The following is a 13,057-nucleotide window of genomic DNA, read 5'->3' on the forward strand; positions in this document are numbered from 1 at the left end:
GTGCTGGGCAGCGGCGGTTTTAGCGGGTGGTGGATGGATTACCCGTCTTTGGGTTGGTCAGCGGGTGGGTGCGTAGCGGTCGAGATTGAATATCTTGGCGAGGCGGTCTTGGGTGTCGGTGGTGTCGGTGAGCATGCGGCGGCCTCGACAGCGTCACGGTCGCGTCGGGTCTTGCCGTGAGCCGCGTTCTCAGCTCTCAGTACAGCGACCTGCCACCGTCGATGACCAGAGTGGTTCCGGTGATGTAGGCCGCGGAATCCGAGGCCAGGAATGCGATTCCGGCAGCGATCTCGTCCGGTGTGGCCGATCGCTTGACGAGGTAGTTGGCATACGACTGGAGGTCTGTTCGATCGACCTCGGACCTGTGCTGAATCGACGCACGCAGCATCGGTGTGTCCACGAGGCCCGGGCAGACGCAGTTGACTCGGATGCCCGCGTCGGCGTGATCGACGGCTAATGCCTTGGTCAGCCCGACAATCGCCGCCTTGGTGGCTGTGTATGCGGCCATCTCGCGATTCGGGCGGACACCCGCCGCGGATGAGACGTTCACGATCGCAGAGCCGGCCCGCAGGTGTGGCAGCAGTGCTCGGCAGACGTTGCGCACTCCGCCGATGTTGACCGACAGCAGCCGATCCCACTGTTCGTCACCGGTATCGAGGATCGTGCCTGCCGCGTGCATTCCCGCGACGTTAACGACGATGTCACAGCCACCGTGGCGGGAGACCAGATCGGACGTCGCTGTCTGAACCGAGTCGAAGTCGGATACATCGACCGTCTGTGCGCCAGGGGAGCTGTGCTCCAGGTCGAACACCTCGACAAGGGATCCGGATCGTCTCAGGCACTCGGTGACCGCGGCGCCGATACCGCTCGCTCCGCCTGTCACCACCGCTACTTTGTCGCTCAGCCCTTGCTGGACGGGTGAATGAAGGATGGTCGTCTACCTCTCTGGAGTGTGCACTCGCATCCTGTCGATGCGAGTGGCAACGCAGTGCGCGCGGTGACGACAGAAACTCACACCGCGACGGCAACCATTTGATGGAATTATGCCATATTTAGGTTGCGGGAAACGCTGTCTTCAGTCATATTATAGACGAAAGTGACGATAATGATCACTACGGCGAGGTTGAGTGATCAGAGATCCCGGCGTATCCATCCCACCGTTCTTGGCGATGCCGGACCGCGACAACTCAACCACTCACCGAATGCCATCGCCGGCTCAGGAATGCCAAGCAAAGCCTGACCGATAGCTCGCACTCGACAACGAAGGATCCAGATGACTGCCACTTCAGCACAACCGCGCGAGCCGTTAACCATGCGAAGAGTCGCAGCGGCCTCCGTGATCGGCACTGCGATCGAGTGGTACGACTTTTTTATCTACGCTCAGGCCGCCGCGCTGGTGCTCAACGGCATCTTCTTCCCCACGGTTTCGCCACTCATGGGCGTCTTGCTGTCGTTCGCGACACTGGGCGCAGGTTTCGTGGCGCGGCCACTGGGGGCAATAATTTTCGGTCACTACGGAGACCGAATCGGCCGGAAGAAGACCCTGGTCATCACCTTGTTGATGATGGGATTGGGCACCTTCGTCATCGGCTTGTTGCCTGGGTACGAGCAGATCGGCTATGCGGCGCCGGTACTGCTCGTCATCTGCCGTTTGCTGCAGGGACTTGCGGTCGGTGGGGAATGGGGTGGCGCCGCTCTGATCGGAATCGAGCATGCCCCGGCAGACAAGAAGACGCTGTACGGGTCCTTCGCCCAACTCGGTTCGCCGATAGGGCTGTTGGGTGCAACCGGAGTCACGTTGGTCACCACCGCGGTGGCAGGAGATGTCGCCTATGAAGACTGGGGGTGGCGTGTGCCGTTCCTGCTGTCGATCGTGTTGATCCCGGTCGGCTTCGTCATCCGATCCAGGATCCACGAATCGGAGGAGTTCGCCGAAGCGGCCAGAAGGCGTTCGGACGCTCGTATCCCGCTGGTCACCGTGTTCAAAACGCAACTGCCCCAGCTGGCTATCGGCCTGGGCGCGTTCACCGCGACCTTTTTGTCCTACTACCTGCTGACGAGTTTCATGCTGGTCTACGCCACCGAGAAACTGGGATTGTCGACCACGGTGTCGCTGCCCGCGAACGTGATCGCCGCGGTAGTCCAGGGCTTCATGATCGTCCTGGCAGCCAATGTAGCCAACCGGATCGGTTCGCGGCGGATCGCGGCCGGCTGCGCGGTTGGCCTGTTGTTGTGGACGTTCCCGTCGTTCTACATCGTCGCCCTGATGCCGCCGTTCGGGTTGTATCTGGTGGTCTCCGTGTCGATGATCTTCCTCGGCGCCGCCTACAGTGTGCTGGCCGCCGATGTAGCGCAGCTGTTTTCCACCGAGGTGCGCTACACAGGTGCCTCGCTGTCCTACCACTTCGCAGCTGTGATCGGCGGTGGCTTCGGCCCGGTGGTCGCGACCGCCATTCTCGATGCCACGGGCGGGATGTTCTGGATCGCAATCATGACCGTCATTGCCTGCGTGGCGATGTGCTTCGGCTGCCTGGCGATGAAGAGGTTCGGCGTCGGCGATCGAATCGACGCGAGCTCGACTCTCTGACTGCAGTGCCAACGTCCGATCGCCGGTCAGCTCACGCTGACCAGCGGTTTGTTGTGCCCTCCAGCTACGACAGGAAGGAATCTCTATGTCCATCGCCACCCGTTCGGCTGTGCGCCAGCGACGGTCGCCCTCCAGTCAGCGGCACACGCGTACTTGTGGATGCACTTCACGCGCTCTTGATGGCCCGTCGAGAGTACTCGTCGTCCAAGTTGGTTGGGGAAGAACAGAGTTGGTGGAGACGGATTACCGAGAACTGGATCAGCTTCCGTATTTTCCCGTGTTGGAATACGCCAACGAACCAGTCACCGTACGGGAATGCTCAGATGCGAATCGGGTCCATATTGTCTGCGAACCACTGCGCGATCGCCGTCACTCGAGCGTCACTACCCTGCTGTCCCATCACCTGCAGACCGACGGGAAGCCCATCAACCCACATCAGTGGAACGGTCACCACCGGTGCTCCCAAAAGCGAGCTTGGCGCGTTGAACACAGGGTCGCCGGTGGGCCATTGGGCGAGTGGCTGGCCCTCAATGTCCCCGGCCCAGACCGGAGCAGGCCCGGGGGCGCCAAGCGAAATGAGCACCTCGGCTTCACCGGACAGAGCGCAATGCTGTAGGCGAATGTGGCTGCGGCGTGCGATCAGGCGCGCGTAACCATCGACCCCGAGTTCGTCGGCGACCCGCAATGTCTGCTTACTGCGGGTGCTGACCCCATCGGGGTTGGCCGCAACCACTCCACGCAGTCGCCAGTGGTTCTCCCACGCGGTGATCGACAGTGCGACGTCCCGGGCACCCACCAGGGTGTCTTCGAAAGCATCGAGGGCCGAGCAGTTGTCGCGGCGCAGGACAGGACAACCCAGCCGATCGAGTTGGGCAAGAACCAGATCGAAGGCTGTACGGGTGGCGGCGTCGACGCCATTCCAGCCCTCGGTCTGCATCACGCCGACCGAGTACGGCCGGGCAGCCATCGGAGTGGTGTCCATCGGGCCGGCCAACGATGGGAACCCCGGATCCCCGCCGGCACGGGCGGCCATCGCCATGGTGAGCAGCCACATGTCCTCAGGACAGGCCGCGTGGGTGCCATGAGTGCTCATGCTCGTCGCTTGCCGCTCACCTCGATTCACCGCTCCCTGCGAGGGTTTCAACGCCCAGTTTGCGCAGTAGCTGGCCGGCCGGATGATCGACCCGGCGACCTGCGTCCCGATGGCGGCCGGCACCATCCCGGCTGCGACAACGGCGGCCGAGCCTGACGACGAGCCGCCTGGCGTCCGGGTCGGATCCAGTGGGTGGGTGGTCGGACCCGGGTGAGTACCGCCGAGTTCGGCGGTGACAGTCTTGCCCAGCACCAGCACACCGGCTTCACGTAGCGCCCACACTGCGGCGTTGTCGTGCCGGGGGAAGTTCCCATCGTATGCCGCGCAACCCATCTGAGTGGGCATGTCCACCGTCTCGAGAAGGTCCTTGACCCCGATGGGCATCCCGTCAACCGGGGAGAGGGGCGCCTGTCGGAGCCAACGCTCGGTGCTCGCGTCAGCCGCCTTCCTGGCATTGTCGACATTGGTCGCCACCCAGGCCCGTACCACGGGTTCGCGCTCATCGATCACCGCCAGCTTGCGCTCCAGGTAGTCTCGCGGGGAGTCGGTTCCGGCGCGGAAGTCACGGATCGCGTCTCGGAAGCTCTGCTGTCCTACGAGTCCGGGCTCAGGCACTGCTGACTTGATGCTCATCGATTCCTCACTGTCAGTTGAGACTGTCGTCGTAGTGGGTCCAGATGCTCGACTTGATCACGATGTCGTCCAGGCGGTGGTGGCGTGTCCAGTAGTCGGCGCAGGCGCCGGCGGTCGCATTCCAAACACCGGGCAATCTCGTTGCGGATGCCAAGAACTCTTCCAGCACGTAGAGGCGATGGGGCCAGGCGATCGAGTTTGGATGCACCACGATGGTGGTGGAACGCCCCCGCCGGTACTGTGCCCGCAGTTCGCCCGTCCAGTTCCTGGCCAATGTGTCCGCGTTCTCCAAACCTGTTCCACAGCTGGGGAACAGCAGGAAAAACTGATCATCGAAGGCGTAGTGGTAAGGCATCGCCAGGATGCCGCGCTTGAGATCTGGATCGGTGATCCAGTAGTGGGGTAGGTCGTCTGCCGAGCTGTTGCCGAAGTAAGTGAATCCCTGGTCGAGAATGTGGTTCACGGTGTGATCGCTCACCGCGCCCACCGCGAACTTGTCTCCGGCACGGGGTAGCGCGTACCACCCGCGCGGCCGTACGGATGTCGCCGACTCGACGGCTAGGACAGTGCGCCGGATGCGGCTGAGCTCCGTCGCGGTGGAGAGCGTGCTCGCGTCCTCGCGCAGATAGCCGTTACCGGCGATCTCATGGCCGTCTGCCGAAAGTGACTGCAGGGTTTCGGGATAAATCTCTGCGATGACGCCCGAGGTGGCGAAGGTGGCGCGAATCCCGTATGCGTCGAATATTCTGCGCAACGCGTTGAGTCCGCCGTGCATCGCATAGTGGTGGTCCGGCGTGCTCAGATCGGCGGCGGTGATTCCGTCAGGCCCGCAGTCGGGCCCGAAATCGACCACAACGGTCAGGCACATCCTCGTATCACCGGGCCAGTGAACATCGGCGTCGGCGATGGTGCGTTCATCGGAGATGGTGTAGCCGGTCTTCCAGGGCATCGGGGTCTTAACCCTCTCCGATAGTCGAGTAACGCCGCGCGACGTCGGCACAGGTGGCGAACCAGACGCCCGGTAGCTCCCGCATACGGCAAATCAGTTCTTCGAGCATCGCGACGCGCAACGCCCGCCCGGACACGAACGGGTGAAGGCAGAAGTTCACATATCCGCCGACCCGGTACTGCTGCAGAAACGCGTTCCACCACATGTTGAGAACGCGGTCGGGGTCAGCGATGCGTTGGGCACTGTTCTCGGTGTTCATCCAGGTAAAGCTGAAAAACTGAGCGTCGTCCAGCGCGTAGTGGAAGGGCAGGTTAAGCAACGACCCGTTGGAGTGGTGGGTGCGGTACGGCAGATGGTCGGCCGCACCGTGGGAGTTGTAGACATAACCGAGCTCGAGTAGCAGGTCAGGGGTGTGCCAGCTCCGAGTGCCGATCGGCCGGGAGCCGCTGGTTCTCTCCAGCGCGTCGGTGGCGCGCAATAGGTGGTCGCGCTCGATTTGTGGATCGGTGGGAACGCGGTGTTCCCACATGTGGTCGGCAATCTCGTGCCCGCTGTCCGCCCAGGCACGCACCGCTTCTGGGTACAGCTCGCAGATGCGTCCGGGCACGAAAAGGGTGGCCCCGACGCCGCAGCGGTCGAACAGTTCCAAGAGGCGCCATACGCCCACCCGTCCGCCGAATTCGCCTTTGGCCAGCTGCAACTGAGGCTCATCGAGCAGCCGCCGCAGCAGCATGGCGTCGAAGTCTGCAGTGAAGTTGACGGCGATCTGCGTTCCCTCGGGCCGTGGGAAACCGCGAATCGTCTCGATGCACCGGGCGTTAGCGGCGGCAGCCTGTCTCAAAGCGTGGGGGTCGAGTTCGCGATCGCTCCCGGATTGGCTGTTCACTGGAATCTCCGTCCATGGGCATCCAAGGTTGTCGGAATAGTCTGTCGCAGAACGATTTCGAAGAAGCCTAGGCATGGACAGTAAGTCCGCGCGCCATCGGCTGGTACTGCATCAGGTAAGCCCAGCGTCTGACTATATGATTGATAATAGCATAATAGTCCGCAGTGTGATCAATACTGTCATCAAGAGTGTGGCTGTGCGGCCGAGCGTCGATCTGGCCGCGGGTGGCTGGCGTCCTGGCGCTATCATCGCAACGTGAGTCCTGATGGCGGTCCGGCTGCTCGACGAGATGTGGCTGAGGAGAACGGTTTCTCCCTCGACGATCTCGACCGCCGGATCATCGCTGCGCTGCAGATCAATGGCAGGGCCTCGTGGAAGGACATCTCGGCCGCCCTCGGGGCGAGTGAACCCACGGTGGCGCGCCGGGGCCGTCGTCTCGTTGAGTCCGGTCTGATTCGCGTAGTGGCCTATCTAGACGTCTTGCGTGCCGGTGTGGGCGTGCCAGCGCTGGTCCGCATCAGCTGCGACCCGCGTGAACGGGGCCGACTGGCCGACGTGATACGGGGCAGAAGTGATGTCCGCTACGCCGCGATTGTGACGGGTCCGGCTGACATCATCGCCGAGTTCGTGGTGCCTTCAGCGGATGCCCTCGTCGGGGTGCTCACGAAGGACCTTCCCAGCATTCACGGGATCCGGGGTACTGAAACGTCGTCAATCGTGCGGAACTTCTTCTCCAGCAACGCATGGGAGGTCGACCGACTCGGCGCCGCCGAACTCGCAGCACTCGCTGCGCGCAGCAACCCGCGGCAGGATGATCGACTGTGGCACTCCCCGGCGTCTCTTGATGACATCGATGCCGCCATCATGGCCCACCTTGTCGAGGATGGGCGTCGACCTGCCAAAGCGATTGCCGCGGACGTCGGTACCAGCGAGTCGACGGTAGCGCGCCGCATCGACAGGCTGACAGCCGAGGGCTGCATCCAGTTCCGAGTCATCGTGCCTGCGGCGACTCTGGGCTTCGACACCGATCTTCTGGTCTGGTTACGAGTGGGCAGCGCCAGTCTCGATGAGGCAGCCCAGTACCTCATGGGGCACCACTCGACGAAGTATATGTGGGTGACCGCCGGCAGGTTCAATCTCTGTGTGGGCGTGCACCTTCGTCACCTGGGCGAGCTGTACGCCTTCGAGACTCAGGTCTTGGGCGCGCTGCGGTCTGCGGGAGCGGTCGAGATAGACACCACTCTTGGCACCATAAAACGGGCTTGGACTCCGTTGTCGCCGACTGGGCACCCCGGGCCTGCAGAAGCAGCCGGGCGCTCTGTACGCGAGCTGATCTCCCAGCGCATCCGCTGAACTTTCGCTCGACACCGCACCAAGGCCGTGCGGTGGTGCATCTGCCTGCGAGTCGCAATCCAATTTCCGGCATGGCGATGACACTTGCTATCACGACTACATCTTCGAACGACGTTTGTTATCATTCGACTCTTGTAGTATGACAGTTTGCGACGAATAGGAAGTATTTTATGACATCTTCGGTCAAGAGGCGGCTGGCGGATGGCCAATTGCGATTCGGCCTGATGTGGTTCAACTCCCAGACTCCTTACCTCACCTCTGCGGTGGCTGCGCAGTCCAATCCGCCGGTGCTGGACGTCAACACCCAGATGGTGCTCGCCAGAGCAGCTGAGAATGCCGGATTCGACTTTCTGTTCCTGGCAGACACCTACGTAGGCCACGGCGAACACAATGCACGAATCGGGCACGCAGAACCCCGGTTGTACTCTCCGGTCTGGAGTGCGGTGTTGGCCACGGCGACCAAACACATCGGTATCGCGAGTACCTTGCACACCAAATATTTGCCGCCGGCGGTGATCGCGCGCATGGGCGCCAATCTTGACGTCGTCAGCGGCGGCCGTTGGGCCTGGAACGTGGTTCCCGGCACCCTCGATGATGCCATCGTCGGAATGGAATCACTCAACCATGCCGAACGGTACGCCCAGGCGACCGAAGCCGTGCGCGCAGTCAAGGCGCTGTGGGTAGCTCGTGGCGAGCCAGTCGAATTCGAGGGCGATTACCACACCTTCTCCGGGCGACTCATCGGTCCACATCCGGTACAGAAACCGTGGCCGTTGCTCTTCAACGCCGGGGTGTCACCTGCAGGACAGCAACTGATCGCCAGCGAGTGCGACTACGGATTCTTCACCCTCGTCGATGATCTCGACAAAGTGCGCGCACCAGTTGAGAACATCGCCCGGATAGCTGAGAACGCGGGACGAGATCCTAGAGAAGTCAACCTGATTGGTACAGTTGCGATCGTCATCGGAGAATCCACGGCCGCTGCGCAAGACCGGTTCGCGGAGTTGCGGGATTCCATCGACATGGATGCCGCCCGTGCGTGGGCCACGAACTTCCTGGGCCGAAGCCAAACATATAAGGACACTCACGGTGACGCTGAATTCGATGCTGCGGCTCGCAGTGTCGGCGTCGCCTCCGGCGCCAAGGTGTTATTGGGCACGCCGGGTGACATCGCCGAGCAGATTCTGTCGATTTACCGCGAAACAGGTTTGCGCGGTTATCAGATCACTCCACTGACATGGTCGGAGAAAGAGGTGCTGCAGTGCGGTGAGATCTTCGAGCACCTCGAGCGTGCCGGCGTGTGGACGCCACCGCACAAGCGAGGGTTCAGCTGGTGACCGGCAACGGTCGTCATGAGCTGACACCGTGCACAGGCCAAGCCGCTGTCCGTGACGCGTTCTCGCGTTTTCCATCCGGCGTCGCGGCCGTGGCGGCGGTGGTGAACGGAATGCCCACGGTGCTTGTGGCGACCTCGTTCGCAGTGGGAGTGTCGCAAGATCCGCCGCTGGTGTCTTTCGCTATCCAACGAACATCGGCCACCTGGCCTGTGCTGTCCGGGGCACCGACGATCGGTATCTCCGTCTTGGGGGAGGTGCACGCCCACAAGGTGAGACAGCTCGGTTCAAAGAAGCAACAGCAGCGGCTCGACGGACTCGAAATCTGGGCCGAGCCGAGTGGCGCACTCTTCCTCGATGGCGCGCCAGTGTGGTTGGAATGCTCGGTCGAGCATACGTACCCAGCTGGGGACCATCATCTCGTCGTGCTGAGAGTACTTGCTACAGCGTCGAATTCAGGTTCCATAGCAGTGGTCTGGCATGAGTCCGGCTGTGCTAGCCTGATCGCCTCCGGCGCTGGATCCCAGCGGTGACGGTGACGGTGCCACAGTCGTGCGACCGTACGACGGATGTCGCCAGCATGATTCGGGCGCTTGGGGCGGGCGAAGCTGTCGTCGTCGCATCGGGTGCCCGAGCGGTGCTGGTCGCTTGCGCTGCGACAGTGAATGCGACTCAGATGGCCCGCCTGATTCAGGCAACTTCTGGATTCGTACAGGTCGCGCTTCGCGAATCCACCTGTGACACATTGTTTTTACCTGAAGCGGTTCCAACCAAGCGGGTCACAACGCATCCGGCATACGGACAGTGTGTGGCGGCGGACGCGGCAGCCGGCATTTCCACCGGCATCTCCGCCACCGACCGCGCGCGTACGGCGCGCGTACTGGCGAGCCCGCGATCATCCGCCGGCGATCTGATCAGGCCAGGACACGTTGTTCCGATGCGGGTTCGACGCGGTGACGACAGCCTCGCGGCGGTGTGTCTCGCTCTCACGGAACGGACGCAACCCTTGGCTCCTGGCGCCGTCATGGCCGATCTAGTGTCGACTTCGTCTGCCGGGATGGCCGACGTCGCGGAGGCTGCGGCATTCGCTGCTCGACATGGGATGCCGCTCCTGGAGTACAGGGCCGAGGTCGGGAAGCGTTGACGAGGTGAAATCGACGAACGCCCGGCAGGCTTGGTGGTCTACGCGTGCCCTGCACAACCTGGCCATGGCTGTCCGCCGGCGGGCAACGTGTTCTCGGCCATCGAGCACGAACCACACCAGGTGGATCACCGGCTAGCCACTTCGGCCCAAACCGATCAAGTGTTTTTCCAGGTCGAAGTAGCTAGCGGGGTCGCGGATGCCGCCCGCCGCCGCCATCGGGGCGCCCACCGCCGCCGATGTCGATGGCTATGCCGGGGATGTTGTCGTAGCAGAGGGCGGCGTAGGCGGGGTCGCAGCCGTACGGAAGGTACGGCCCCCGCTGGGTGGGCGTGGCATTGATCTGCACATTGCCCGGGCTCGAACAGCGGGTGGCCCCACCCACGTCGGTGCATTCAGGGTCGGCGGCGGCCACCGGTGCGGACAGCAGTGTGGCGGTCATGCCGCCGGCGGCCAATAACAATGGTGCGGCGATTGGACACTTCATGTCCCGAATCCAAACACGATTCCGTACCACGGGCCGTAGTCAATCGCCGGAGGGGACGTGACTATTTGGGTACTGCCCCTGGTTTCGCACTGCGTGGTGTTCGGCCCGATGGTCGTGCACTTGGGTGCCGCAGAGCTGACCGGTGCAGCGAGGACGGCAATGGAGCCCGCCGCCAGCATGACCGTGAGATACCGGAATTTCTTACTCATGACCTGCTCCGATCGCTGGAGCAAGTGTACGTCCGTGGTGTCAGAGGATGAAGAAGTCGTCGTCCCACGGGAACATGCCGTAGCCCGGCTCGGGCGGCGTGGCATCGATCTGCACGTTGCCTTCACTGGCGCAATCGGTCGTCTGTCCGCCCTCGATCGAGCTGCCGCCGGTCACTTCGCACTTCGGCAGCAGGGGGTTGGAAGGCGGCTCGGCCGAGGCCAGGGGTGCCATGCCGAGCGCTGCCGCGGCGGCGCCGGCCGCCAGACATCCGGCAAGTGTTGTCAAGCGAAACATCGTGACACGTCCTTCCACAGGGGATCAGCCGGCAGCGTACAAACCCTTGCCGGTGATCAATGGTAAGTCGAGAGTGGTCCGAATGCCGGGCGCTGCGGCAATTACCGCGGGAATCGTGTTGACCACGCGCGCTGCCGTCGCCACCAGGCCGGCATGGTTGTGATCCCCGTTGGGACTGCTGAGGCACAGATCCAGGGCGTACGACGGTTCGCCGGTCAGTTCGATGCGATAGGAGCCGCCCTCCTGTGCGGGTTGCGGCCAGTCCGGGCACAGGTCGTCGCGCAACCGGGTCACATGCTCGAGCACCACGGCGGCTTTCCCGTCGCGCATGCCGCGCACCTCGAATCGCATGGCGGCGGTTGTGCCCTTCTGGATGTGCCCCGCGGCGATGTCGAAATCCTCGGGTGCGGGTTCCCGGACGTGGGTCTCGGTCACCTCGTCGAGTTCGATCCCGAGGCCGGCGGCCAACTGCCGCACCACCGATCCCCAGGCCAGGCTCAGCACGCCCGGCTGCAGCAGCATCGGCGTCTCGTCGATCGACCTGCCGAACCCCATCACATCGAACATCACGGTGGCGCTGTCATACGTGGCGTAGTCGACGATCTCCATGCAGCGGATCTGCTCGACCTGCTGGCAGGTGCCCGCAAGGGCAAGGGGCAGAAGGTCATTGGCGAAACCAGGGTCGATGCCGTTGACGAAGAGGCTGGATTGACCGGTGCGGGTGGCCTCCTCGATGGGATCGACGAGTTCGGCGGGCAGTACCTGCCACGGGTATTGCAGGAACACTGCCGAGCTGCCGACCACGTTGACCCCGGCGGCCAGGATGCGCCGGTAATCCTCAAGCGCCTCGGGCAGCCGGTTGTCGGCCATCGCGGTGTACACCGCGCACTCGGGCTTGGTTGCGAGCACCTCGTCGAGATCGTTGGTGGCCAGGACGCCTGTCGAAACATCAACGCCGGCAAGCTCACCCGCGTCCCTGCCGGCCTTGTCAGCCGAAGACACCCACACTCCGGTGAGTTCGTAGGCCGGGTCGGTGATCAGTTGCTTGAGCGCATGACGGCCGACGTTGCCGGTTCCGATTGCGGCGACTTTGATGGGCAACGCAGGCTCCTTACAGGTCGGGGATCGGCAGGTCGAGATTCGGCATGGTCAGGCCCCCATCGACTTCCAGCGTCTTGCCGGTGAGGTAGCTGCCGGCGGGCGAGGAAAGGTAGACCGCGGCTGCGGCGATGTCGACCGGATCGCCCAAGCGCCGCATCGGTGTCGCTTTCTCCATGGGCTCGCGTAGCGCGTCGTTGGAGGCGACGATGTCCAGCGCTGAGGTGAGGATCGAACCGGGAGCGATCGCGTTGACGCGGATGCGTGGACACAGGTCTAGCGCGGCGAGTCGCGTGTAGTGCGCGAGCGCCGCCTTGGCGGTGCCGTAGGCGACGAACCCGCGGCCGGCCAGCCGGCCCATGGTCGAGGTGATGTTGATGATGCTGCCGCCGCCGGAGTGTTCCAGCATGAGCGGCACGGACGCCGCGGTCAGCGCGTGCGCGGTCGACACGTTGAAGGTGAAAGCATCGCGCAGGTCTTTGGTGGAGGTATTCACGAGCGGCGCAGGCATCGTGCCGCCGACGTTGTTCACAACGATGTCTAGTTTCCCGAAAGCGGCCACTGCGGCGGCAGCGAGTTCGGCGGTGGCCTCGGGGTGGGCGAGGTCGGCCACCACCACGTGTGCACGCCGCCCGGTGTCGGCGATCTGTCCGGCCACTTCGTCGAGCTGGGACTGGGTGCGGGCTGCGATCACCACGTCCGCACCGGCTTCGGCGAATGCGAGCGCGATGGCGGCGCCCAATCCACGGCCGGCTCCGGTGACTATCGCAACCTTGTCGTCTAGCCGGAATCTGTCCAGAATCACCTGCACTCCAATCGTCTACCGGGCGCCACGGTAGCAGTGTCCGACCCCAACGCGAAGGAGTTTCTGGAACACGTTCTAATTCGCTTCTTCGTGTCGTACCCATATGGCAATATCGAACGTATGTTCGATGGGCTCGGTGAGGCGGCGTTGGCCGTGGGGATCGAGGATGAGACCCGCGCGGCGGCGG

Annotated in this window: 13 protein-coding genes; 5 read left to right on the forward strand and 8 right to left on the reverse strand. The window is 63.3% G+C overall.

What is annotated here, in order from left to right; genetic code table 11:
• Positions 1–196: 196 nt before the first annotated feature.
• Positions 197–883 carry an SDR family NAD(P)-dependent oxidoreductase gene (locus M1247_RS33735; protein WP_317160792.1) on the reverse strand — a complete coding sequence of 229 codons (687 nt, stop codon included), beginning with the start codon at positions 881–883 and terminating at the stop codon, positions 197–199.
• Positions 884–1,273: 390 nt separating this feature from the next.
• Here M1247_RS33735 and M1247_RS33740 point away from each other — a divergent pair, with 390 nt between their 5' ends.
• Positions 1,274–2,587, forward strand: a complete 1,314-nt coding sequence (locus tag M1247_RS33740) for an MFS transporter (protein ID WP_317160793.1) — start codon at positions 1,274–1,276, stop codon at positions 2,585–2,587.
• 319 nt (positions 2,588–2,906) lie between these two features.
• Here M1247_RS33740 and M1247_RS33745 read toward each other — a convergent pair whose 3' ends face one another.
• The 3 genes from M1247_RS33745 to M1247_RS33755 are packed head-to-tail and all read right to left on the reverse strand — an operon-like array spanning position 2,907 to position 6,148.
• A complete protein-coding gene (locus M1247_RS33745) occupies positions 2,907–4,313 on the reverse strand; it encodes an amidase (RefSeq protein WP_317160794.1) in 1,407 nt (468 codons plus the stop codon).
• Positions 4,314–4,326: 13 nt separating this feature from the next.
• Positions 4,327–5,262 (reverse strand): polysaccharide deacetylase family protein, encoded by a 936-nt coding sequence (locus tag M1247_RS33750; protein ID WP_317160795.1) that lies wholly within the window; start codon positions 5,260–5,262, stop codon positions 4,327–4,329.
• A gap of 7 nt (positions 5,263–5,269) precedes the next feature.
• Positions 5,270–6,148, reverse strand: a complete 879-nt coding sequence (locus M1247_RS33755) for a polysaccharide deacetylase family protein (RefSeq protein ID WP_317160796.1) — start codon at positions 6,146–6,148, stop codon at positions 5,270–5,272.
• Positions 6,149–6,403: 255 nt separating this feature from the next.
• Here M1247_RS33755 and M1247_RS33760 point away from each other — a divergent pair, with 255 nt between their 5' ends.
• The 4 genes from M1247_RS33760 to M1247_RS36500 all read left to right on the forward strand — a co-directional run bounded on the left by M1247_RS33760 (position 6,404) and on the right by M1247_RS36500 (position 9,979).
• On the forward strand, positions 6,404–7,501 hold the full coding sequence (locus M1247_RS33760) for an Lrp/AsnC family transcriptional regulator (protein WP_317160797.1): 1,098 nt from the start codon (positions 6,404–6,406) through the stop codon (positions 7,499–7,501).
• Between the two features lie 170 nt (positions 7,502–7,671).
• Complete coding sequence (locus M1247_RS33765) at positions 7,672–8,838, forward strand: LLM class flavin-dependent oxidoreductase (protein WP_317160798.1); 1,167 nt, start codon at positions 7,672–7,674, stop codon at positions 8,836–8,838.
• Entirely contained in the window at positions 8,835–9,368 is a 534-nt protein-coding gene (locus M1247_RS33770) for a flavin reductase family protein (RefSeq protein WP_317160799.1), read from the forward strand. Before M1247_RS33765 ends, M1247_RS33770 begins: the two co-directional genes overlap by 4 nt.
• Before the next feature lie 47 nt (positions 9,369–9,415).
• A complete protein-coding gene (locus tag M1247_RS36500; protein ID WP_410506990.1) occupies positions 9,416–9,979 on the forward strand; it encodes a 3,4-dihydroxy-2-butanone-4-phosphate synthase in 564 nt (187 codons plus the stop codon).
• A gap of 181 nt (positions 9,980–10,160) precedes the next feature.
• Here the strand turns inward: M1247_RS36500 and M1247_RS33775 are convergent, their stop codons facing one another.
• The 4 genes from M1247_RS33775 to M1247_RS33790 form a co-directional block, all read right to left on the reverse strand.
• Complete coding sequence (locus M1247_RS33775) at positions 10,161–10,463, reverse strand: hypothetical protein (protein WP_317160800.1); 303 nt, start codon at positions 10,461–10,463, stop codon at positions 10,161–10,163.
• 249 nt (positions 10,464–10,712) lie between these two features.
• Complete coding sequence (locus M1247_RS33780) at positions 10,713–10,967, reverse strand: hypothetical protein (protein ID WP_317160801.1); 255 nt, start codon at positions 10,965–10,967, stop codon at positions 10,713–10,715.
• A 24-nt stretch (positions 10,968–10,991) separates the two neighbouring features.
• Complete coding sequence (locus M1247_RS33785) at positions 10,992–12,068, reverse strand: NAD(P)H-dependent amine dehydrogenase family protein (protein ID WP_317160802.1); 1,077 nt, start codon at positions 12,066–12,068, stop codon at positions 10,992–10,994.
• Between the two features lie 10 nt (positions 12,069–12,078).
• A complete protein-coding gene (locus tag M1247_RS33790; RefSeq protein ID WP_317160803.1) occupies positions 12,079–12,870 on the reverse strand; it encodes an SDR family oxidoreductase in 792 nt (263 codons plus the stop codon).
• Between the last annotated feature and the right edge of the window lie 187 nt (positions 12,871–13,057).

The sequence above is a fragment of the Mycobacterium appelbergii genome, from assembly GCF_032883035.1.
In the GTDB taxonomy this organism is placed as follows: Bacteria; Actinomycetota; Actinomycetes; order Mycobacteriales; family Mycobacteriaceae; genus Mycobacterium; species Mycobacterium appelbergii.

Bases quoted from the DNA above. Each gene is read 5' to 3' on its own strand.
- M1247_RS33745 (WP_317160794.1), bottom strand. From the start codon at position 4,313: ATGAGCATCAAGTCAGCAGTGCCTGAGCCCGGACTCGTAGGACAGCAG.
- M1247_RS33750 (WP_317160795.1), bottom strand. From the start codon at position 5,262: ATGCCCTGGAAGACCGGCTACACCATCTCCGATGAACGCACCATCGCC.
- M1247_RS33765 (WP_317160798.1), top strand. From the start codon at position 7,672: ATGACATCTTCGGTCAAGAGGCGGCTGGCGGATGGCCAATTGCGATTC.
- M1247_RS33740 (WP_317160793.1), top strand. From the start codon at position 1,274: ATGACTGCCACTTCAGCACAACCGCGCGAGCCGTTAACCATGCGAAGA.
- M1247_RS33775 (WP_317160800.1), bottom strand. From the start codon at position 10,463: ATGAAGTGTCCAATCGCCGCACCATTGTTATTGGCCGCCGGCGGCATG.
- M1247_RS33780 (WP_317160801.1), bottom strand. From the start codon at position 10,967: ATGTTTCGCTTGACAACACTTGCCGGATGTCTGGCGGCCGGCGCCGCC.
- M1247_RS36500 (WP_410506990.1), top strand. From the start codon at position 9,416: ATGATTCGGGCGCTTGGGGCGGGCGAAGCTGTCGTCGTCGCATCGGGT.